This is a genomic window from Sphingomonas sp. AC449 (assembly GCF_979253475.1).
Genome location: NZ_CEEDCZ010000001.1, coordinates 196,883 through 219,882 on the forward strand (window position 1 = coordinate 196,883; position 23,000 = coordinate 219,882).

The window sequence follows — 23,000 nt, forward strand, 5'->3', positions numbered from 1 at the left end:
GTACGGATCTAAGAGATATATATACTGTAGCATCGCTAACTCGTTATTATCGAAAGATTCGTCTTTTGGCTGATCGCAGTCCGACACCGACGCGTCTTTGCAGATCGTAGGACAATGTCTTGCGTGCACGGCGCAGGTCCGACGATCCGTGTTGATCGGCGCAGGTTTCGGACCTGCGCCGGGCGGCGGCGATCGCAACCGTGTCTGCGGCCGCGGCAAGCGTGGCGTCGTGGCTGTCATGCGCCAGCGCGCGTAGCAGGGCGTGCGGCTGCGGCGTGAAGGGTGCGACCTCGAGGATGGGGGCGAGTGGCGGAATCACGATATGCGGCGCGAATGCCGCCCAGATCGATCGTGCGTCCGTCATGTTCGCGGCGAAGACCGCATCGATGCCGATCGAGCGCGCGAAGTCGGACCATTTGAACGGGACATCGAGATGGCCATTGTCCCAGAAGCAGAAGGGGCGGCCATAGGCGGCGGCCACGATCGCGCCGTGCAGCGAGGCGCTAAGGACGAAATCGGCGGAGGCGATCTGATCGAGCAGATCGCGCAGCGCATCCTCCGAGGCCGCGATTTCCGGATGCACGAGGCAATCTGCCCCTGACAAAGCGAGCAACGCGTCGCGCGACCGGCCGTCCTGGATATGCGGAATGCAGATCCCCTTGCCCGATGTCCGAGGATGCGGCGTCGGGCGGTGGAGGAGCGGCGCGAGCAGCCCCGGATCGCCCATGACTGTATCCGCGGGCAGGTCGAGCGCATCGCGCGACAGCGGGCCGCGAATGCCAAAGAACCGACAATGCGCGCGTGTCTGCTGCGTCAGGCCGGCAGCACTGCGTGCGCCGCAGCACCAATAGGCAATCAGCCCCGCGACATGGCCGTTGGTGCGCGACAGGTCGCGCCGCACCCAGCGTTCGTCGATGACGCTGCCGACGAGGCGGAACATGTCCGCGTCGATCCGCGGGTAGGCGAGCAATTCCTTGCAGAACAACTCGGGAAGATAGTCGCCGAAATTCTGCGTCGGCGCGAACTTGATGAAATAGTCGATGCGGTCATCGAGCTCGGCGAAGCCATCGCCCACCCATCTCTGTCGATCGATCATGCGGTTTCACTCATCATGGTTTGCCAGTCGTTGCGAAATCTTGCCGGGGTGAACCGGTCCAGCGAGGCGCGCAGCCGGTTTTGCCGGGCCTCGCGTTCGGGGGGCGTCAGCGATGCCAGCGCGATCATCTGGGCTGAGATCTGTTCGATATCGTGCGGGTCCGCGACGAGCGCGCCGTCGCCGGCGACTTCGCACAGGACACCGCCAGCCGTGACGAGTGGCACGAGCCCCCGTGCGATCGCCTCGGCGACCGGAACGCCAAAACCTTCGAGCAGGCTCATAAGCACGAACCCCGACGCGGTATCGTACAGCCAGGCGAGCTGCGCATCGGTCACGTAGGGCAGCAGCGTGACTCCCGGTGTCGCCCGGGCGGCGTCGTCGACCGCGTCGCTACCGGGTTCGCGGGCGCCGCAGAGGACATAGCCCATGCCCTGCGCCCAGAGCCCGGACTTCGCATAGGCGGCGATCGACGATGCCTGATTCTTGCGTCGCCCGATGCTGCCGACGGTGAGCAGGAAGGGCGTATCGATCCCGCGGACGGGCGAACCCTGCACCGTATCGAGATCGCGCCGCAGCGGCGGGTAGATGACGCGTCCATCGGCCGGCGCGTCATAATGGCGCGCGAACGCATCGGCGGATGCGTTGCTGACGAACACCATCCGGCAGCCCCGCGCGGCGATTCGGGCATAAGCGTGCGCGTAGAGCGCGGCGACCTCGCCCCCGAACAGGTCGGGATGCGTGATCGGGCCGAGATCATGACACAGCACGGCGTCGCGGCGTTCCAGCCTGGCATGAAGGACCGTGAACGGGTCGAGGTGCAGCATGCGTTCGCTGGGGCGAAACGCCGGGATGAGTGTGGATAGCGGCGACGCCTGCAAGGCCTGGTCGACGGTGATCGCGCGGCCAAGGCATCTGGCCATCACGCCGGTCGGATGGCGGCTCCGGGGCAGGCGCCAATAATATACCTTCTCGATGGCGAGTGCCTGATCGCAAATAATATCACGTCCGATGAAAAACTTACCCGTTCGGTTGTACAGTGCGGATGAAAAATCAACCGACCATTTATCCATCGCCGAATGCCCCCACGATACAACCTCGCAATCAAGATAACAGTGTTGTGTCCGATTTGAATAGCATTTAATATTTCGTACAATATGCCAATCAATAGCGTCGCTTCGCTCATGTCGTCTTGGTCCGGTGCAAATGACTGCTTGCACGGACCGATGGTTAAGGCCACGAAAGGCAGGGGTGCGGGGGTTAGACTTTGAATGTGATGCTGGTATCGCAACGGGGCGGGTCGATCACTGTCCCTGTCATATTGAAGGCATGTGCGGTTGCCTTTGCAGGGTTGCCAGCACTCGCGTTCGCGCAGGCTGTGCCGTCGCAGACGGGGCTTGGATCGCGACAGGCGTCAGTCACCGCGCGCGTCGCGTCCGGATACGAGGCGATCGGCATCGATGTCGGCGGCTTCACGCTATTCCCGACGACGACGATCAACACGGGGTATGACACCAATATCTATGCAAGTTCGCGCATTGAGGTGGCGGATGCGTTCGTAACGCTGGCGCCGCGGATGACCGCGCGATCGCAATGGGGACGACATCGCCTGTCGATCGTCGCCGACGCCAACATCCAGCGTTATGCCGAGCGGACGATCGCAAACAGCACGCAATATGGCGCACAGGCCGACGGAGTGCTCGACATCGGCAGCCAGACGCAGGTTACGCTCCGTGGGACGATAGCGCAGCGGATCGAGCCGCGCGGGACGGAGGGCGACACCTTTATCGGTGGCGCGCCGATCGGCTATCGGGTGATCACGTCGTATGCGAGCGTGCAGCAGCAGCTCGGCGCGGTCGGACTTCAGGTCGGCGGCAATTACAGCGTCTTCCGGTACGGCAGGACCCGCGTGGCCAACCAGGTCGCAGACCTGTCGTTTCGCGACTTCCGGTCCGTCGGTCTGGACGGCCGGATCGGCTACCACGTCTCGGCGAGCGTCGCGCCCTATGTGAGCATATCGTACAACAAGGCCAGCTACCCCGAATCGTCGCGAACGATCGATCGCGACTCGCACGGCTACCAGCTTCTCGGCGGCGTGGCGGTCGAGCTGACCTCGCTGCTCGTCGGGCAGGTCGGCATCGGGTATATCTCGCAGAAGTTCGGCAACGCGGTGTTCAGCGATGTCGGCGGGTTCAATTATCGCGGTTCGCTCGTCTGGACCCCGACAACGCTCTCGACGGTGACGCTGCAGGCCAATCGTTCGCTGCAACGCGGGCCGACGATCGGCGTGGCCGGCGTCATTCAGAGCGAGGTGCGCGTCGGCGTCGATCATGAACTGCTGCGCAATCTGATCCTGCACGCCGATGTCGGATATTTCGACGTCGACTATCGCGGCATCGATCGTAGCGACAACCGCCTCAATGGCGGGATCTCGGCCCGCTACGCGCTGAACCGCAATCTGTCGATCACGCTGTCCGAGGCATATTCGCGTCAACGTCCCGGAGGGGCTTCGATCACGGGCCGATCCTATGATCGACATCAGCTCAATGCCGGCGTGGCGATCCAATTGTGACGCCCGGCACGCACGACGAACGCCGCGATGGCTGCAGGCATGCCGAACATCAAGAAGGGGGTGACACGTGGTTGCGCTGATCAAAAGCTTTCAGGGGGACGACAATGGAGGCGCGATCATGCCTTATGTCGCACCGACCCCACCGCGGTCGCAGACGGATCGGATCGATCTGCGTGCGCTCGCGGCGATCTTTCGTCGTCGGGTCGGGATCTTCCTGACCGTGCTGGTCGCGGCGATCGTCACCGCGCTGGTGCTGACGACCTTGCAGGTGCCGCGCTATACCGCGACCGCCTCGATCGCGCTCGACGTCAAGCAGGACCAGATCACCCCGGTGGGGCAGACCGATCGATCGCTTCCCTCGACCGTGCCGAGCGACGCGTATGTCGATACGCAGATCTCGGTGATCGGATCGCAGACGATGGCGATGAAGGTCGTCGATCGCCTCGGCCTGGATCATCGGCGGCAGTTCACGCGCCGCGAACTGGCCACCGGCCTCCGCGGCTGGTTGAGCCCCGATGCGGGCGGGCCGATCGAGCCGGCGGTGGCGCGAGCAGCCGCGCTTCGGTACCTGCTCGGCAACGTGACGGGCCGACGCGTCGGCGAGACCTATGCGCTCGATATCGTGGCCGAAAGTGAGGATCCACGCGAAGCCGCTGACATCGCGAACGCCTATGCGATCGAGTATACGCAGGGGGCGCTGCGCGAACACCGCGCCGCCAACGAGCGCAATCTGAGGTTCCTCTCGGGGCGCCTGCGCGAGGTTCAGGCCGATGCGCAGGCCGCGACGAATGCGGTCCAGCGCTATCGCAATAGCAATGGCCTGCTGACATCGACCACCGCGTCGCTCAACGAGCAGGAGATTTCGAGCTACAACCAGGCGGTGGCGTCGGCGCAGGCTCAGTCCGCGGAGGACGAGGCGCGGCTGGCGACGGCACGCACGCAGCTTCGCGGCGGCTCGACGGGTGGGGATATCGGCGAAGCCTTGGGGTCCCCCGTCATCAGCAACATGCGCGGCACGCAGAGCGCCACCGCGACGCGTCTCGCCGAACTGACGACGCGATATGGATCGGCGCACCCCGAGGTCCGGCAGGCACGCAGCCAGCTTGCCGAGGTCAACGGGCAGATCCAGGCCGAGATCGGGCGGATCATCTCAAACCTCGATGCAAAGCGCCGGGTATCCGCGCAGCGCCTGTCCTCGCTTCGGTCGTCGCTCGGATCGGCGCAGGGCGGGCTTGCGGTCCGCAACGAGGCGCTTCCGGGTCTGAACGACCTCGAGAAGCGTGCGGCGACATCGGAGGCGCTCTACGAGAGTTATCTCAACCGGTACAAGGAGCTGAGTGCACGCGAGGGGACCGAGCAAGCCGATGCGAGCGTGCTTACCCCGGCGCTTACCCCGACGCGGGCGAGCAGCCCGAACGTGCTTCTCAACCTGATCCTCGGGACTGTGCTTGGGATCGGCCTCGGGATCGCGGTCGCGTTTGTCACCGAGATGGGGTTCGCCGGGATCACCACGGGTGACGACATCGAGCAGCGTCTCGGCGTCCGCTATCTCGGCTCGATCCCGTTGCTCGGATCGGTCATGCGCCGCGGCAAGCAGCCGCCGGTGATGGCGATCCTGAACGACCCGCGGTCCGCGTTCGCCGAATCGTTCCGGTCGCTGCGTGCGTCGCTGCAGTTCGCGCAGGCGGGGCCGGCGCGGGTCATCGCGGTCGCCTCTGCGCTGCCCCAGGAAGGCAAGACGACCACGGCGATCTGCCTTGGCCGTTCGATGGCGATGGCGGGGGAACGCGTCGTGCTCGTCGATTGCGATCTGCGGCAGCACGGGGTCAGCCGTTTCCTGCGCCGGGAGCACGATGCGCCCGGGCTGACGGAGGTGCTGCGCGGCGAGGCGACGCTCGAACAGGCGATCATCGTCGACGAATCGACGTCGATGGCCGTCCTGCCGGTCTCGACGCGGGGCGATCTCGATGCTGAACTGGTGACGGGCGAGCAGATGGACCGGCTGCTCGACGATCTGCGTTCGCTGTACGACGTGATCGTGATCGATACCGCGCCGGTGTTGCCGATTGCCGACGCGCGTCTGGTGCTCGGCAAGGCGGACACGACGGTGTTCGTGGTCCGCTGGCGCAAGACCCCGGATCACGCGATCCGTGCCGCATTCCGCATGCTGCCCGCCAGCCACGTCGCGCTTGCCGGCGTCGTGCTGACGCGTGTCGACATGCGCAAGCAGGCGCGCTTCGGCTATGGCGACGAGACCTTCTATTACCCGGCGTACAAGAATTATTATGCATGACGCGTGGCGCGTGCCCGGGACGGGGGGCGGGACGGGGGGCGGGGTTATCGAACATGCGATGATCCCGCCACTGATCGCGTCGGCGCGCCGCGGCGCCGGTCCGCTACGCGTTGCGATCATCCATTACTGGCTGGTGACGATGCGGGGTGGCGAGCGGGTGGTCGAGCGCCTGCTGCATCTGTTTCCCGACGCGGATATCTTCACGCACGTCTACGATCCCTCGGCGGTATCCGACATCATCCGGGCCCGTCCGGTAAAGACCAGCTTCATCCAGAAGCTGCCGGGCGCGCGGCGGCATTATCAGAAATATCTGCCGTTGATGCCGATGGCGCTCGAGGAGTTCGATCTGCGCGGGTACGACCTTGTCATCAGCAGCGAATCCGGGCCGGCAAAGGGCGTGATCGCCGCGCCGGATGCGCTGCACCTTTGCTACGTCCATTCGCCGATGCGGTACCTGTGGGACCATTATCACGACTATCGCGATGCCGCCGGACTGGTCAATCGGCTGGCGATGCCGTGGGTGTTCCACCGGTTGCGGACATGGGACACGGCATCGGCGGCGCGCGTCGACACGTTCGTCGCGAATTCGGAATTCATTGCAAAGCGGATCGAGCGCGCGTGGCGGCGGCCATCGACCATCGTCTATCCCCCCGTCGCGACCAGCCTGTTCCGCAAGGCGGACGTGATCGAGCCGCATTATCTGTGGGTCGGTCAGATGACGCCGTACAAGCGGGCAGATCTCGCGGTCGATGCGTTCAACGCGCTTGGCCTGCCGCTGCTGATGGTGGGCACGGGCGAAATGGCGGACGCGCTGCGCAGGCGGGCAGGGCCGACGATCCGGATCGTGGCGCGGATGAGCTTTGCGGACCTCAAACAGGCCTATGCGACGTCGCGCGCGTTGATTTTCACGCCGGAGGAGGATTTCGGGATCGTGCCCGTCGAGGTGATGGCGTCGGGACGGCCGGTGCTCGCCTATGCGCGGGGTGGCGCGTTGTCGACGGTGCGGACTGGCGTGTCGGGGCTGTTCTTCGCCGAGCAGACCGTCGAGTCGCTGATCGAAGGGGTCGAGGCGATGGAGCGGTTTCTGCCCGAATTCGATCCCGACGCGGCGATGGCGCATGCCGAGCGTTTCGCGCCCGAGCGGTTCGATCGCGGAATCCGCGATGCGATCGCGGCATGCTGGTGATGCGGCCCGTCCGTCGGGTAGCGCACGCATGCTGAGCAAGCATCGGAACACCGTCGCGTCGTTCGCGCGGGCGCGTGCAGCCGGGCCGTCGTCGTCGCGGCTGCTACACGCGCCGCCGTCGGGGGCGTCGCCGTCATCGCCGCCCGTGGTCTGTGCCGGCACTCTTTCGACGGATCCGAGCGCGCCAGCCGCTGCCGCGGGCGCTGGTCCGCTTCGTCTCGGTAGGCATGCCGCCACTCGCGTCCTCCGGTTTTCTCTGGTCCGCTATGGTGTCTGGGACGCCTCGGACCAAAGTCGGTTTGGCGGCCGGGCGGCGATCCGTGATTTCTGCGGTGGCGTCATGGCTGGCGATGGCCCGTCCGAGATCGGTGCGGACCCCAGTCCGATGGAAGGGGCAAGCGGCGACACGATCGCGCACGGCGCCGCGCCATGGTCGCATTGTGTCACGCGTCCAGGCTTCGCATGCGGATCCTCAAGAGCGGTGCGCGTGCGGAACCGCGGTGCCCCGGACCATTCGGGTTGCGGATTGGAATGAGGTCGTCATGAAATGCTATTGCATCAACCTCGACCGTGACGTGGATCGGCGTGCTTGGGTCGAGGCGCAGGCGAGCGCGGCGGGGCTCGTCCTGACGCGCGTGCCCGCGGTACTGGGCAGCGCGCTTGGCGCCGAAGAGCTCGCGCGCCACCGCGCAGCGGCGGATCACGCGGGGGCCGTCGCGCTGAAGGACTTGTCGCCCAACGACCTCGCGCCGCATGACCTGTCCCCGGGTGAAGTCGGCTGCTTGCTCAGCCATGTCCGTGCGCTTCGGCTGTTCGTCGAGAGTGATGAGCCACATGCGCTCATCATCGAGGACGACGTCCATATCGCGCTGGATGCCCGTAAACTGCTTGCCGACCTTGCCGCAGAACATTTGCCGGCGTTCGATCTTATCAAGCTCGAGGCGACGCCGATGCGGACGTTCGTCTCGCGGGCCTATCGTCGGCTTCCCGGTGAGCGGCGGTTACACGATCTCTTGTCGTTCAATCTCGGAACGGCGGCGTATCTGGTGAAGCGATCGACCGCGATCGAGTTGATCGAGCGCCTCGAAAGCTCGATGATGCCCTGCGACTATGCGCTATGTTCGCCGGAGACGAACGGCCTGAAGATCGGGCAACTGCAACCCGCGCCATTTATCCAGGACAATTTCAAGCATGGAGTGACGACGCTGCGGAGTTCGATCGGTGAACGGCCGTCGCATCGCCGCCGGAAGCATCGACTGCTCTGGGCCAAGGCCTTGGCAAACCAGCTCTACAATATCGTCCAGATTCCGCGGGGGCGGCAGCGGATCCGGATCGTCTGGCGGTGACGCCGGACATCTTACGCGGGTGACGACCGTATGGCGGGCTCGCCTATCATGGCGGGTGCACCGGTCGTGACGCCGGATCCGGTGTTGGTCGCGGTATTGGTTTCAGCCGGGGCATGGCTGAGCGAATGCAGCGCATTCAGGACGTGGCGGCGCAACAGGGCGATGCTCATCGCCCAGCCTCCGGCGCCGAGGATGATGACGATGACGAGCTGCGCGATCGCGTCGCTGGCGACATGTGCGGCGATCATGTCACCCGTGACCGCAGCGACGACCGTCGCGCACAGCGGTATCACCATGACCGCCGCAGCGGTCCGCAGCTGGCGCGATCCAAAACCACCCTGCCGCGCTGCGAAATACACCAGCCCCCCTCCCGACACGACGGACGAGCAGGCGGCGGCGGTGGCGGCGCCGATAACGCCCATGAGGGGAGCGAACAGCAATGTCAGGCCCGCACTGGCGATCGCGGTCACGATCTGGATGATCAGCACAAGACGTTGGCGATCATAGACGAACAGCGAGGTGCCGGCGAAGATCGTGAAGAATCCCCCCATTCGCGCCATGCACAGGATCGAGATCACCGGGCCCGCAGCGGTCCATTGTTCGCCAAGCGCGATGGGAGCGAGCCGGTTCGCGACGATCGCCATGCCGGCGAGTGCGGGCCAACCGAACAGCGCGATGCCCGACAGCATAGTCAGCCACTGGCCATCGGCGGGGTTGCCCGCGGCATATCGGCGCGAGAGGCCGGCCATCGACATGATCGCTGCCGGCTGCGCGAATATGTCCGACGCTGCCCCGACGATCCGGCTGCCCGCCCGGTACACGCCCGTCGAGGCCGGCGAAAGAATGGCGCCGAGGATCAGGTCGCCGCTGTAGTTGTTGGTGAAGGACAGGATGACCGAGCCATAGCGGCTGATCGACCACCGTACGACCGTCGCCAGATGATGCGGGTCGACACGCCGGAGCCTTGGTAGGGTCAGCATGCGCCAGTAACCGATCGTCAGCAGCACGGCGCGGACGTAGTTCTGCACGATCAGCGCGATCAGGCCATATCCCCTGACGAGCATGACGACCGCCAGCCCGGAACTGACCAGTTCGACGCCGGTCGTGATGGCATAATATGTGCGGATGTTCCCCTGTCGCAGGAGCTGTGACTCTTCCCAGCTTGCGACGGCTGCAATGAGGATGGACGGCGCGAGCATCAGCAGCACGGGTTCCACCGCGGGCGATCGGAAGATCAGCGGCGACAGAAATGCGATGCACGCCAGCACGATCGTCGACACGGCGGCGAGTAGCGCATTGGCGACGAGACATTCGAGCGCAGACTTTTCGAGATCGGGCGCCTTCATGAGGTATTCGAACGGCCCGGCATACAGCAGCGTTCGCGCCAGCGTCACGAACGCGGTGGCCAGCGCGAAGACCCCGAAATCGGCGGGGTTCAAGTAGCGGGTCGCGACCAGCGTCACCCCGATCAGGACGACCTGGCTGCTGGCACGCGACGTCATCGCGATCAGCGTCGCGATGGCACCTTGACGGCCCTTGCTCATGCGATTGTCTCGACCTCCACGGGGGCGGGGTTGGCGGCTCCGTCGGCGTGCACGGATGCCCGCTCGAAAATGGCTGCAAGCAACTGCTCACCCGCCGCCCGCCAACGATACCGTGCCGCGAGCGCGCGGCCGGCAGCGATCTTTTCCGCGCGCAGCGCGGGATCGGCGAGACGGGAGAGCGCCTCTCGCCAGCTCGCGGGATCGTCGACATCGGCATAGAGGACCGCATCGCGACAGACCTCCGGAAGCGCGCCCGCGGGCGTCACGATCGCGGGACAGCCGCACAGCATCGCCTCGACCGGGGGCAGGCCGAACCCCTCGGTCCGCGACGGGAACAGCAGCGCATACGCCCCTTCATACAGTGCACGCAGCGCCGCATCGTCGCACGCGCCGGCAAACACCGTGCCGGGGGGCGGGGTGAGGCCTGCGGCATGCAGCGCCTGCCGATCCGGGCCTATGACTACGAGGCGCAGGCCGCGGAAGTCGGTCGCCAGCGCGTCGAACACGACACGGTTGTTCTTGTAGGCCTTTACGCTGCCGAACAGCAGGACGTAGCGCAGGGGCTGGACGCCGAGCTTCGACAGCGCATCGCTCGATGCGGCGACGTCGTGGATATGGTCGCCGCCATTGTGCATCCGTCGCGTGCGGGCCCGGGCCGACACGCCGAGCAGGTCGAGCATCTGACGCGAATAGTCGGACACCGTCAGGACGATCGCACTCGACCGCGCCATCCGCGGCACGAGAAGACGATAGCCGATCCGCTGACGCCATGGATAGGAGCTGTCGGGAAACAGGAATTGGGCATCGTGCAGCAGCAGGATCTTGTCGGGATGCGACAGGGGGGCGAGATTGGCGAGGTTCACGAGCACGCCGCCCCGGGCCAGACGCGGCAGGCCGCGCTGCTCCCAGCGCTGGCCGAGCGCACCTGGCTGTTCCGCCACCGTGATCGCGCGGAGCGTGGGCTGCCATCGCCGCTTCTCGGGTATGAACAGGACCGCCTCAGGCCGCGACTCGATCGGCATTTCCCACAGCAGCGTATCGACTTCGCGGATCAGCCGGTCGGCAACGCGGTGAACGCCGTTCAGAGCGCCGGCGTAGAACTTGCCGTTGAAATAGACTGCGCGCAAGTCGGTCACATCTGCTCGATGCGGCGTGGATCGACGCGGCCACGGATGACGTCGATCAACGCCAGCGCATTGCCGATCAGCCGCCCGCGCCGATCGATCAGCGGTTCCGGACGAAAGCTGCGGATCAGGTTGGCGGCGATGTTCTTGCGTAACAAAAGGCCGCCCAGGCCCGGCTGCATCGTGCCCTTTCGCCTAAGATAGACGATATTCGCGACCTGCGAGTAGCCGAGCTTGCGCCCCGATGTGCGCCCGCCCTTTGCCCCCATGTGTACGCCCGTGACTTGCCCTGTCGAGATCAGGCGACCGCGGCGGCCGAGTTGATAGGTATAGTCGATATCCTCCTGCCACCCATAAAGCGGGAGCGCCTCGTCGAACCGCAGATCCACCGCGGCGCTCATCCGGATCGCCATATTGCATCCGTATAACGCCTCCCGCGTCTTGATCCGCGCGGGCAGCGACGCGGCGTCACGCGCGATCAGCATCTCGGCCTCGTCGACGGTGAAGCCTAAACCGCCGATCCCGTCCGCAACGAGGTCGCCCGTGATGCCGACGACATCGGGATGCGCCACGAACAGCCGTTCGACGGATTCGAGATAATCATTCGCGGGGATGAAGTCGTCGTCGAAGAAGACGATGATATCGGCATCGTGCCGGAGCAGGTCGAGCGCGCGGTTGCGTTGTCGACATAGCCCGCGTTCGGCAAATGCGATCCGCGGGGGGGTGGGGATCGCATCGACCCCGTCGACGTCGGCCGGAGACACCGAAACAACGAGCACGCCGTCGGCCTGCCGTGTCTGACGCGCGAGACGCGCGACCGTCGATGCGACGAGCGCCGGTCGCCCGACTGTCGCGATCGCTACATGTATCGCGAGCATTCGTTGAAACCTCCCGAGATCGGCAATCATCATCTAGAGTATCTATGCAAGAGATGGCAATGCTATGCTGCAGAGCAGTGCAGAAATATTGGAACAATATGACGTATAAACTATGTTCTATCCCGAAATATAGCTGAATCCCATGGACAATTCAGTCGCGCAAATTGTAATTAATGGCAGGTTTTTGACCCAGCCGACAACCGGAGTACAGCGCGTTGCCCGCGAAGTGACGCGGGAGCTCGATCATCTTGTTTCGGAAGGTAAAGTTGCACTGAGGCTGCGGCTGGTGTGCGAGCCGCGCGCCGATGTGTCGGATCTCGACTTGCGTGTGACGCAGGTGGAGCGTGTCGGTGGTGCGACGGGCCATGTCTGGGAGCAGGTGCTGTTGCCGTTGAGCCTGCGCGGTGCGCGGCTGCTGTGCCTCGGCAACACGGCCCCGGTCGTAACGCTGTTTACCCGGCGGCGCGTCGTGTTGATGCTGCACGACCTGTCGTATCGCCTGTACCCGGAGGCTTATACGTGGCGGTACCGGCTGGTTCATGGCCTGATGCTGCCAATACTGCTTCGTCGGGCGGCGCCGATCATGACCGTTTCGGAAACCGAAAAGGCTATGCTCGCGACGATCGCGCCGAGCTCGGCAAAGAATATCAAGGTTGCCCAGAATGGCGGCTGGCGCGACGATGACGACCTCGTCGTGGCCGGCGCGCGGCCCCCGGATGGGGCGCCTGGTGTCGCTACACCCGCCATCGGCAGCTTCGAGGTTTCGCGCGATCAGGCGGGCTATGTCCTCTATGTGGGCTCGTTTTCGCAGCGCAAGAATTGGGATGGCGTGTTGCGGGCCGCGATCCGTTTGGCGCGCGAAGACAATGTCGCGACAATCCTGGTTGGGTCGCGCGGAGGGTATCTTGCGCCGGGGGGCGTCGAGATTCCCTGCGACGTATCCGGGCTCGTCCATCTCAGGGGGCAGGTCGAGGATCTTGCCGAGCTTGGCCGTCTCTACGCGAATGCAGCCTGCCTGCTCTTTCCGTCCTTTTACGAAGCGTCGCCGCTGCCGCCACTCGAAGCCATGCATTTTGGCTGCCCCGTGATCGGGTCCAGCATCCCCGCGATTCGGGAGCGCTGTGCGGATGCGGCCGATTATTGCGATCCCTTTGATATCAACGACATCGTCGCTTCCGTCCGACGGGTGATGAATAATCCTGCCTATTCGAGACAACTGGTCGAGGCCGGATACGAACGCTGCCGGCTCTATTCATGGCGGACTCAAGTGCAAAAACTGGTCGATGCCATCATTGAATGATGTCTTGGTAATTCAAATACATCGATAATATTTGTATTAAAAGAACCGGAAAATACATCATTCATGGTGCAGATTTAGACTCGATATAGTAAAATGACGTAGTAATAAAATACCGATGGAACTATTGTGCGATGCACAAGCATTGTCGTCGGGGGAAGAGCGCGATGTATCATCCGGCAGCGTTGAAGCCATCAAGTGCGATGCCGCCGGTGAAAATATTCGGTATGACATCGCGATATGGCGTCGCTCGCCTGTTTGACATATCCGTCGCGCTGACGGCGTTGCTATTCTTCAGTCCATTGATGATATTGATCGCGATTACGATCTACGTGCGCGATCCGGGCCCGATCCTCTTCGCGCAGCGCCGGATCGGCCATCGTGGCCGCAAATTCGGATGCTTCAAATTCAGATCGATGGTCGTCGATGCAGAGGCGCGGCTTGCCGAGCTGCTGGCGTCCGATCCGGCCGCGCAAGCGGAGTGGAATCGCGACCATAAGCTGCGCGACGATCCGCGCATCACGTTGATTGGCAGCGTGCTGCGCAAGAGCAGCCTCGACGAGCTGCCCCAGCTTTTGAATGTCCTGCGCGGCGACATGAGCATCGTCGGGCCGCGGCCGATCGTCGATGCCGAAGTTACGCGGTACGGACGATACTTCGCCCATTATTGCCACGTCAGGCCTGGCATCACGGGTCTGTGGCAGGTCAGTGGGCGCAACGACGTGTCCTATCGGCGGAGAGTCGCGTTCGATGTCATGTATTCGCGCCGGCGATCGATGATATTGGACATCAGGATCATTGCGATGACGGTGCCCAGCGTCCTGCTTGCACGCGGCTCATATTGATCACCGAAATCTCGGTCGCCTGAGCCCCGCAGGCGCGGCGCGTCGACCAGAGCGCGCGGCGTCGCGGTCTTTCCCGTCGTGGTCTCGCAAAGGCTGCGATCCGGACGCGAGGTGCGCGATATGGCTCATTCTGCCACACTCTGCCGCTGCGTGCGTGACCGTGGTCGGGATAAGTGCCGCCCCTCGAGCGGACCGCTGGTCCCGGTATAGGCGGTCGGCAATACATCGTGGCTCGAACCGCCCGATCTATTCAATACTTACAATGCTTGCCAATATTCGGAGGAAAATGTAAAGAACTCGTCAATCGACAGGACTTGTTAACGGGCGATCATTAGCCGTGTCCTGGCAGGAGGATTGATGTCGATATTGGCTACCATCGAACTCATCGGCCAGCCCGCGGCCGTGCGGGTCGCGCATGGCAATCGACACGACGCGCGTGCGATCGGCTCGGCCGGGGGCGGGAACGGCTTGGTGCGAGACGTCATGGTTCATGACGTCTCGACGACCGGATGCCGTTTGACGGGGCTCACGATGGATGTCGGCACCAGTTTCAGGCTTGGCCTGACGGGGGGAGGCGTCGCGCAAGGGCATGTCGTCCACGCCGCGGAGGAGGGATATGGATGTGCCTTCTCGCCCGAACTGTCCGAGGCAGACTTCGCCAGATCGTTCGATCCCCGTCCAGCGGTCACCGCGTTGCAGACACCTCCGGCTGGTCGCGATGCCTTGGCGGAGCCGGCACCGGAGCGCTGGCCAGCGCCGGTGCGTCTCGTGACGCTGATTGGCTCGGCCGTCGCGGCTTGGGGTGTCGCCTTGACGCTGTACCGACTGCTGTAAAACAAGTTACGCTCCGGGTATCGAGGCTATATCAGACGGGTAGCCGCTTTAGTCCCTGCTATCAAAATAAGTCTTTGATTAAGGGTTATAATATAGTCATGCTATGAATCCGCTTTAAATGATCGCATATTGGACCCGTTCTGATTTTGGTCGATATAAGCACAAATCGTAACTAACGATTCCCCCATTCCCTATAATATACGCATCAAGAGAAAGCCTTCGCAGGAATTGGGCTGGGTCTCGGAGGGGGTGGATTATGACCGCAAAACGCTCGATAAGACTGGCCGGCGTCGCGACCATCATCGTCGCGGCCGCATTGGCAGCCGAGACGACCAATGGGAGCGGGGCATCCGCAGCGGCGGTGACGGTCGTCGCAGCCGGTGCGCCGTCAAATGGCGCAGGTGCTATCAACGGCGCACCAGCGACATCGGTCGGCCGGACCGCAGAGGCGGCGACCATTCCTGCCCCGGCGACGGGCTTTCAATTCGGCGTCCAGACGCATTTCAGCCAAGGCTGGCAGCCTTCATGGCTGGCGTTGACGTCGCAGATCGGTACGCGCGTCATCCGCGACACGGTGAACTGGGCAAGCGTCGAGAAGACACCCGGGACCTATGTCTTCACGGGCACCGCGATCGACACGCTTGCCGGTTTCTGCGCGACCGGCGGGAAGCTCAGTCTGACGATCGTGCCGCGCAACGCGCTGTATGACGATGGCAAGATGGTCTATTCGACTGCCGGACAGGCGGCATTCGCGACCTATCTTCGCAAGTTGCTCGACCGGTTCGGCGGATGCGTCACCGCGCTCGAAATCGGCAACGAGATCAACGGCACCAACGCGCTCGACTATCCGGCCGGCTATGACCAGTCGCAGACCTATGTCGCCACGCTCCGCGCCATGTATCAGCCGCTCAAGACGGCGCACCCCGAAGTCTCGATCCTCGGCGGATCGACCAATACGATCGGCACCGGGTTCCTCGACAAGATGTTCGCTGCCGGAATGCTCGACGTCGTCGACGGCGTCGCGGTGCATCCCTATCGTCCCGAGGCGGAGGGGATCGACCTTGAGATAACGCATCTGAACGACGTGATGCGGCGGTACGGAACGCCGAAGCCGGTCTGGGCGACGGAATATAGCTACGGCGTTCCCGATCCGCGGCTGGCGTCTGCATCGCTCGTCAAATCGGTGCTGCTCCTCTACGCTTCGGGCGTGACGCATGCGAACTGGTACGCGCTGGTCGAGCAGAGCGGCTTTCCGTACATGGGGCTGTTCGCCTCGAACACGATCAAGCCGGTCGGCGTGGCCTATCGGGCCGTGGTCGATCATATCCTGCCATTCGGTGCGCCGGTACGTGTCAATCTCGGCACGCGCCCGATCTATCTCTACAAGATCGGAGCCGATCGCTACGTCGTCTGGGGCGGCGGCGGCACGATTGCCTTCACGGGGACCACGACGCTCCGCGACATGTACGGCGCGGTCATCCCCGGTGGTGCCGGCGGGGCGATCACGATCCGGCCCGAGCCGGTCATCGTCAGTGGTGCGACGGGGTATACGCTCGGCGAGGACAGCGTGATCGCGGACACGCTGCTGCAATATGGCGTCGCGCCCTGGACGTATCTGCGGCGCAATGGGGCGGGAAAGAACACCGTGCTCGACCTGTTCGATAACAAGTTCACGAGCTATTTCGGCGACATCTGGTCTCAGCCTCTTCGCATCAACACCACGTCGGCAGCGCCGTCGGGCGATGGTGCCGCGCCCATGCGCGCGGTCATCCGCTATACCGCGCCCAAGGCCATGCAGGTCGATCTCAATGCCTGCTTCATGAAGGCGGTCGCGGGCGATGGCGTCGACTACCGCATCGAACGCAATGGCGTTGCACTGGCCACCGGCGTGCTGATCGACAAGATCATGATCACGGCGCTTCCCGTCAATGTCGCGGCCGGTGACAGGATCGAAATCTCGTTCGGTCCGAACAAGACATACGGCAACGACTTGCTGTCCTACCACGCCACGTTGAACAAGCGCGGGGCCGTGGCCCCCGCTCTTTGCTATGCCTGAGCACGCATGACCAAAGCCGCGCGCGAACTGGTCGGTTGATGCCCGTCATGACTTGAGGCTGTCAGCCGCGCTCGTACGTTGTCCCGTGAGACAATCGCGATCGGGAAACGTCATGGCGCAGGAAATCGAGCTGAAGCTGGTGGTGACGGACGCCGCCGCCGACAAGGTCGCCGACCTCGTTGCGGGCACGCTGTTCCCCGATGTGACCGGCAGTACCGCGACGTTGCATGCGACTTATTTCGATACGCCCGATCAGCGGTTGCGCAAACACGGCGCCTCGCTCCGCATTCGACGCAAGGCGGACGAGCGGATCCAGACGATCAAGATCGATCCGGGCAAGGGGGCGGGGCTGTTCAGTCGTCCCGAATGGGAGCGCGCGGTCGACGACGATACTCCGATCCTTGACGATACGACGCCGCTGGCGCTTTTGCCGGGTCCGCCACTGGAGGGCGTCGGCGCCGTGTTCACCGTCGCCGTCGAGCGGACGACTTGGCGGGTGCGGGATGACGTCGCGGATATCGAGATCGTACTCGACCGGGGTAGCGTGACCGCCCTGGATCGAAGCTCTCCCGTCTGCGAGATCGAACTCGAGCTCAAGCAGGGCGATCCCGCCGCCTTGTTCGCGCTGGCGCGGCGGATCGGCGGGCTGATCCCGGTCCGGCTCGGCGTCCTGACGAAGTCCGAGCGGGGATACGCGCTCTCCGACGCCAGCGCGCGCGCGTTCAAGGCAGAGCCGGTGCACCTCGACGCGGCCATGACGCCTGCGGCGGCGCTGCAGGCGATCATCGGCGGGTGCCTGCGCCACTATCGGTTGAACGAGACGATCCTGCTCGAAACGCGCGCGCCCGAGGCGCTGCATCAGGCACGCGTCGCACTGAGACGGCTCCGCTCCGCGCTCAAGATCTTCAAATCCGTGGTGGGAAAGGAAGACGCGGCACGCTTACAGGCGGAGGTGCGGCCACTGGCGCGCATCCTCGGTACGGCACGCGATCTCGACGTGCTGTCCGACGCGGTGACGAGCAAAATCGGTCGGGGGCCGGTCCATACGCAGGTCGAGCATCTCCGCGATACGGCGTATGAGGCGGTCGACGCCGCGCTTGGGTCGCCACGGACGATGCAGCTGATGCTTGATCTCGTCGCTTGGTCGGCAACCGGTCCTTGGCTCAATGCGACAGCGACGGCGACGGCTAGGGCGATGCCGGTATCGGAATTTGCCGCGATGAGCCTACGCAAACGACGCAAGCAATTGAAGATCAATCACGCGTCGCTCGAGGAGCTCGACACGAACGCGCGGCATCGCCTTCGCAAATCGGCCAAGACCTTGCGCTACGCTGCCGAATTCTTTGTCGGGCTCTTCGAGAAGGAGGGGCAGAAGCGGCGGCGCGCGGGGTTCGTCCGCACACTGGAAAAACTCCAGGATCAGCTCGGAATACTCAACGATCGTTCGACAGCACCGTTGCTGCTGCGGGACCACGGCCTGCTCGAGCTGGACGGCGCGGCGGCGCTGATCGATCGGCACGGGGTGGACACGTTGGTTCACCGGGCGGGGAAAGCGCACCGCAGGCTGCTCGATCGCAAGCGATTCTGGGATTGATCGGGAGCGACCGGCACGAATGTCGCCGATCTGCTCTGTGAGGGCGATGAGCTCAGGCCGCGATGATGGTGGTAACCAGTTCGTTGGCGAGCGCTCGCGCTTCCTCGACGGGCAGGGGGCGACCAAACAGATAGCCCTGCGCCCGCGTGCAGCCGAGTGCCTCGACGATCCGGCGCTCGGCCTCGGTCTCGACGCCTTCGGCCGTGGTGGCGATGCCAAGGCTATGCGCGAGCGCGACCACCGCGCGGATGATCGCAAGCGCCTCGCGGCCGCCATGCGATGCCGCCTCGACGAAGCTGCGGTCGATCTTGATCGACGAGAAGCGCGTGCGGCTGAGATAGCCGAGCGATGACTGTCCGGTTCCGAAATCGTCGAGACTGAGCCGTACGCCGAGCTTGAGGATCCGATCGAGAACGATGCCGACGCCGTGTCCCTTGTGCAGGAACAGGCCCTCGGTCACTTCCAACTCGAGCCTCTCGGGCGCGAGGTCCGCATTTGCGAGCGCAGCGGTGACCATCGATACGAACCCTGGGTTGTAGAGCTGCTCGGGCGAAACGTTGACGGCAACGCGCACGTTCGCCGGCCAGCGCGCCGCCTCGCGGCACGCGGTTCGCAGCACCCAGTCCCCGATCGGGGCGATCAGCCGCGTTTCCTGCGCAATCGGAATGAACTTGGCCGGGGAGACGTCGCCCAGATCGGCGCTCCGCCATCGCAGCAGCGCCTCGAAGCCCTGAAGCATCGTCGTGTCGGTATCGACAATGGGCTGATATTCGAGATGCATCTCGTCCCGTTCGATCGCGCTGCGAAGCGCGATCTCGAGGATCCGACGCTCTTCTGCCTGTGCGTGCAATTCGGGTTCGTAGGTGCGGTAGACTCCGCGGCCGGCATCCTTGGCGCGGTAGAGCGCCAGATCCGCGGAGCGGACCAGCATCTCGGAAGTACGGCCGTCGCGCGGGCCGACGGCGATTCCGACGCTCGCGCCGATGTACAAGGTGTGGTGATCGATCTCGTAAGGGCGTGACAGCGCGTCGATGATCCGTTGCGCGAGCGTCTCGACGCCGGCGACATCGGTCGCATCCGGAATGATCACCGCGAATTCATCGCCGCCCAGCCGGCCACAGGTCCCGCTTGCCCCCATCAGCGCGTCGAGGCGCGCGGCAACGCCGCACAGCAGCCGGTCGCCGATCGGGTGGCCGAGCGTGTCGTTGACCGCCTTGAAGCGGTCGAGATCGAGCATCATGAACGCGTACCGGCCGATTGCCGGATCGGTTTCGCTGATCGCCAGCGACAACGTTTCGTTGATCATCAGCCGGTTGGGCAGGCCCGTCAGCGCATCGTACCGGGCCATGCGATTGATCTTGTCGGCCGATGCGCGCTGGTCGGTGACGTCCGACCCGACCCCCCGGAAACCGCAAAACGTCCCCCGATTGTCGAAGCGCGGCGATGCCGAGACCTCCCACCAGCGCTCTTCCCCCGCGATCCACACGGGCAGGCGCACGGCACTGAAGCTTTCCCGCGCCTTCAACTTCTTGGCGAGGGTGCGCAGTCCGGGGGCAAAGTGACCGGTATCCCATGTCGGGCCGGCAAGGACCTGCAGAAACGGCATGCCCTCGAGAAGCGCGGCGTCCTGCTCGCATGCGACCGCGAGTTGCCTGTTGGCACGTACGATACGACGTCCGCCGTCGATCTCCCACAGCCAGTGCGCGCCCGTCGCCTCGAACTCGCGCAGCAGGAGGCTCACGGTCTCGTCGCGCTCGTCAAGCGCCAGTCCGGCGGTCTCGATGATGGCGAGCGCCTTGGCGCGGCTCATGCAGATCGTCAGCAGCAGGATCGTGAAGATCAGCGTGGCAACACCCGCCACGGGCGCTCCGGTGAGCACGAGGCACGAAGCCGTGACCAGGCCGAACGCAAGCAGGAAGGCAGTGGTCGCCAGCGCCAGCGGTGCCATGAAGAAGGCGGTGGCGGTCGAGAACAGCATGAGCGCGATGCCCGGCCCGAGGGCGCGGATCGGCTTTCCCTGCATACACAGGAGTATCGGCAGAACCGACAGGACCAGCCCAAGCGCAAGTCCGTTCCACGCGGTCTGACGGATGTCGGTTCGGCTCGCGTGACTGAACGCACGGGGCGGGGTCAATGCCATCCGGACCGCGCCCGCTGCCGCGGTCGCAACGGTCATGACCATCCAGAGGAGGATCTCCCACAACGGCATGCTGTGATACAGCAGCGCGCCGCAGAGCGTTACGGTGAGCACCGCCGCGCCGAGCATCAACCAGATACGGTGTCGCCCCGCCAGCAACTGGCGCGCACGGATCAGGCCCCATTCGTGAGAATCGGTCGCCGAAAACGTCAGCAACGCCTTCAAAGTGACGCGTTCCGCCTCCTGCGGGACGCAAGCTAACGTTTCGTTGGGGAGAAGCGACAATCTGTTCACCCCCCTGCACTTAACGAATGTTAGTTATCACATCCCTAGGAACGCCAATTTTGTAAGAAATAACTGGTCCATTTTGGGGCTATCGGTCAGCGGCCCCTCAAGCGGCGATATCGTAAGGCTTGATGTCACCGCTCAGATACAGGTTGCGCGCCTTCGCGCGGCTCAGCTTGCCCGACGACGTGCGCGGCAACGTGCGCGGCGGTATCAGCTCGATCACGCAGTTCATCCCGGTCACCGAGCGGACGCGCTCGCGGATCTCGTCGCGAAGACGCAGCCGCTCGCCCTCGTCCGAGCTGCGGCACTGCACGAGGACCGCGGGCGTTTCCTCACCGCCGGGCGTGGTGATCGCGAACGCGGCGATGTCGCCGGCCTTGAAGCCCGGCAGCTGTTCCACCGCCCATTCGATGTCCTGCGGCCAGTGGTTCTTGCCGTTGACGATGATCATGTCCTTGGCGCGGCCGACGATGTAGATATAGCCGTCGGACATGTAGCCCATGTCGCCGGTGTCGAGCCAGCCATCGGCCATGCACGCGTCGGTCGCCGCGTCGTCGCGGAAATAGCCGACCATGACCGACTTGCCCTTGCACCAGACCTTGCCGATCGCACGCTCGGGCAGCGGCGTGCCGTCCTCTTCGCGGATCTCGATCCGCATGTCGCGGACGGGTTTGCCGCAATTGACGATCGCGCGGTACCGCTGCGGGCGGTCTTCCCCGCGCGAGCCGCCCGAAAGCTGCGTTTCCTCGACCAGTTCGACGCGGATGCCTTCGCCTGGCGGCATCAGCGATACGGCCAACGTCGCCTCGGCGAGGCCATAGCTCGGGAGGAACGCCGACGCCTTGAAACCGGCATCGGCGAAGGCATCGACGAACGACTGCATCACGTCGGGGCGGATCATGTCGGCACCGTTACCCGCGACGCGCCAGCGCGACAGGTCAAACCGCTCGCTCGCCTTGGTCTGCGACGACATGCGGCGTGCGCAGATATCGTAGCCGAACGTCGGCGAATAGCTGAGCGTGGTCCCCGTATTGCGGCTGACGAGGTCGAGCCAGGCGAGCGGACGACGCGCGAAATCCTCGGTCTTCAGATAGTCGGTCGAAACCTGGTTGGCGATCGGCGAGAGGAAGCAGCCGACCAGGCCCATGTCGTGATACCAGGGCAGCCACGACACGCAGCGATCGGTCGCGCAGATCTCCATGCCGTGGCTGTGCGCGGCGAGGTTGTTCAACAGCGCTTCGTGCGTGATGACCACGCCGTGCGGGAACCGGGTCGAACCGCTCGAATATTGCAGATAGGCGATATCGTCGGAGCGGGCTTCGGGCAGTGCCGCTTCGGGGGCATCGCGCGTCGCGAATTCGGACCAGTCGACGCCGATCGTGTCGGCCAGACGGGCCGCCTCGCTTGCCATCTGCGCGAGTTCGGGCGGATAGATCAGCATCTTGGGATCGCAGCTCGACAGCTGGACCCGGAGTTGCTCGATATAGGAGACGCGGCCCCCGAACGACGTCGGCAGCGGCAGCGGCACCGGCCAGGCGCCGGCATAGACGACGCCAAAGAACAGCGCGGCGAACTCGGCGCCGGTTTCGGCGACCAGCGCGATGCGGTCCTTCGGTGCAACCCCCGCGGCGATCAGGCGATCCGCCATCTTGCGCGCATCGCGCTGAAGCTGCGCATAGGGATAGGGCTGCGTCAGCGTACCGCGCGCGTCGTGGAAATTGAGCCCGCGTGTCCCGCTCGCGGCATAGTCCAGCGCATCGCCGAGCGTCGCGAAGTCGGCGAAGCGACGCGGCAGCGCATCCTCGGTCGGGGTCGCCGTCACGTTCGGGGCAGCCCGGTCGATCGCCGGCTTCGCCAGCGGGTCGGTCGTCATCGCCCGAGAAGTGTCGATCGTCATCTGCGTCCTGTCTGTC

Annotated in this window: 16 protein-coding genes; 9 read left to right on the forward strand and 7 right to left on the reverse strand. The window is 64.4% G+C overall.

From position 1 onward, the window contains the following. Window positions 1-46 precede the first annotated feature (46 nt). Together AC0CH3_RS00945 and AC0CH3_RS00950 are read right to left on the reverse strand one after the other, a co-directional pair. Window positions 47-1,096 (reverse strand): polysaccharide pyruvyl transferase family protein, encoded by a 1,050-nt coding sequence (locus tag AC0CH3_RS00945; RefSeq protein ID WP_354301414.1) that lies wholly within the window; start codon window positions 1,094-1,096, stop codon window positions 47-49. Then, on the reverse strand, window positions 1,093-2,313 hold the full coding sequence (locus tag AC0CH3_RS00950; protein WP_465237463.1) for a glycosyltransferase: 1,221 nt from the start codon (window positions 2,311-2,313) through the stop codon (window positions 1,093-1,095). The genes AC0CH3_RS00945 and AC0CH3_RS00950 overlap by 4 nt, the downstream gene beginning before the upstream one ends. Before the next feature lie 56 nt (window positions 2,314-2,369). Between AC0CH3_RS00950 and AC0CH3_RS00955 the strand changes: the two genes are divergently transcribed. The 4 genes from AC0CH3_RS00955 to AC0CH3_RS00970 all read left to right on the forward strand — a co-directional run bounded on the left by AC0CH3_RS00955 (window position 2,370) and on the right by AC0CH3_RS00970 (window position 8,490). Then, window positions 2,370-3,665: an outer membrane beta-barrel protein gene (locus AC0CH3_RS00955; protein WP_457326288.1), complete on the forward strand. Its 1,296-nt coding sequence runs from the start codon at window positions 2,370-2,372 to the stop codon at window positions 3,663-3,665. Window positions 3,666-3,783: 118 nt separating this feature from the next. Beyond that, window positions 3,784-5,958 carry a GumC family protein gene (locus AC0CH3_RS00960; protein ID WP_465237464.1) on the forward strand — a complete coding sequence of 725 codons (2,175 nt, stop codon included), beginning with the start codon at window positions 3,784-3,786 and terminating at the stop codon, window positions 5,956-5,958. Between the two features lie 58 nt (window positions 5,959-6,016). Further along, window positions 6,017-7,144 carry a glycosyltransferase gene (locus tag AC0CH3_RS00965; protein ID WP_354302069.1) on the forward strand — a complete coding sequence of 376 codons (1,128 nt, stop codon included), beginning with the start codon at window positions 6,017-6,019 and terminating at the stop codon, window positions 7,142-7,144. 542 nt (window positions 7,145-7,686) lie between these two features. Beyond that, window positions 7,687-8,490 carry a glycosyltransferase family 25 protein gene (locus AC0CH3_RS00970; protein ID WP_354301419.1) on the forward strand — a complete coding sequence of 268 codons (804 nt, stop codon included), beginning with the start codon at window positions 7,687-7,689 and terminating at the stop codon, window positions 8,488-8,490. A gap of 11 nt (window positions 8,491-8,501) precedes the next feature. Here the strand turns inward: AC0CH3_RS00970 and AC0CH3_RS00975 are convergent, their stop codons facing one another. Genes AC0CH3_RS00975 through AC0CH3_RS00985 form a run of 3 tightly spaced genes read right to left on the reverse strand, consistent with a single transcriptional unit; the run spans window position 8,502 to window position 12,036 of the window. Continuing rightward, the gene (locus AC0CH3_RS00975) at window positions 8,502-10,034 is read right to left on the reverse strand and encodes an oligosaccharide flippase family protein (RefSeq protein WP_354301421.1); all 1,533 of its coding nucleotides are present in this window, start codon (window positions 10,032-10,034) and stop codon (window positions 8,502-8,504) included. After that, window positions 10,031-11,170 carry a glycosyltransferase family 4 protein gene (locus AC0CH3_RS00980; protein WP_354301423.1) on the reverse strand — a complete coding sequence of 380 codons (1,140 nt, stop codon included), beginning with the start codon at window positions 11,168-11,170 and terminating at the stop codon, window positions 10,031-10,033. Before AC0CH3_RS00980 ends, AC0CH3_RS00975 begins: the two co-directional genes overlap by 4 nt. Further along, on the reverse strand, window positions 11,167-12,036 hold the full coding sequence (locus tag AC0CH3_RS00985) for a glycosyltransferase family 2 protein (protein WP_354301425.1): 870 nt from the start codon (window positions 12,034-12,036) through the stop codon (window positions 11,167-11,169). The genes AC0CH3_RS00980 and AC0CH3_RS00985 overlap by 4 nt, the downstream gene beginning before the upstream one ends. A 142-nt stretch (window positions 12,037-12,178) precedes the next feature. On the opposite strand from AC0CH3_RS00985, the gene AC0CH3_RS00990 reads away from it, so the two are divergent. The 5 genes from AC0CH3_RS00990 to AC0CH3_RS01010 all read left to right on the forward strand — a co-directional run bounded on the left by AC0CH3_RS00990 (window position 12,179) and on the right by AC0CH3_RS01010 (window position 18,662). Next, a complete protein-coding gene (locus AC0CH3_RS00990) occupies window positions 12,179-13,336 on the forward strand; it encodes a glycosyltransferase family 4 protein (protein WP_465237465.1) in 1,158 nt (385 codons plus the stop codon). Window positions 13,337-13,500: 164 nt separating this feature from the next. Further along, on the forward strand, window positions 13,501-14,178 hold the full coding sequence (locus AC0CH3_RS00995; protein WP_327196452.1) for a sugar transferase: 678 nt from the start codon (window positions 13,501-13,503) through the stop codon (window positions 14,176-14,178). 357 nt (window positions 14,179-14,535) lie between these two features. Continuing rightward, a complete protein-coding gene (locus AC0CH3_RS01000; RefSeq protein WP_465237466.1) occupies window positions 14,536-15,012 on the forward strand; it encodes a hypothetical protein in 477 nt (158 codons plus the stop codon). Window positions 15,013-15,268: 256 nt separating this feature from the next. Continuing rightward, window positions 15,269-17,068: a glycoside hydrolase family protein gene (locus AC0CH3_RS01005; protein WP_465237467.1), complete on the forward strand. Its 1,800-nt coding sequence runs from the start codon at window positions 15,269-15,271 to the stop codon at window positions 17,066-17,068. A 112-nt stretch (window positions 17,069-17,180) separates the two neighbouring features. Next, a complete protein-coding gene (locus AC0CH3_RS01010; RefSeq protein ID WP_354301435.1) occupies window positions 17,181-18,662 on the forward strand; it encodes a CYTH and CHAD domain-containing protein in 1,482 nt (493 codons plus the stop codon). Window positions 18,663-18,714: 52 nt separating this feature from the next. Here the strand turns inward: AC0CH3_RS01010 and AC0CH3_RS01015 are convergent, their stop codons facing one another. Beyond that, window positions 18,715-21,024, reverse strand: a complete 2,310-nt coding sequence (locus AC0CH3_RS01015; protein ID WP_465237468.1) for a putative bifunctional diguanylate cyclase/phosphodiesterase — start codon at window positions 21,022-21,024, stop codon at window positions 18,715-18,717. Between the two features lie 166 nt (window positions 21,025-21,190). Further along, the gene (locus AC0CH3_RS01020) at window positions 21,191-22,960 is read right to left on the reverse strand and encodes a fatty acyl-AMP ligase (protein WP_354302071.1); all 1,770 of its coding nucleotides are present in this window, start codon (window positions 22,958-22,960) and stop codon (window positions 21,191-21,193) included. Between the last annotated feature and the right edge of the window lie 40 nt (window positions 22,961-23,000).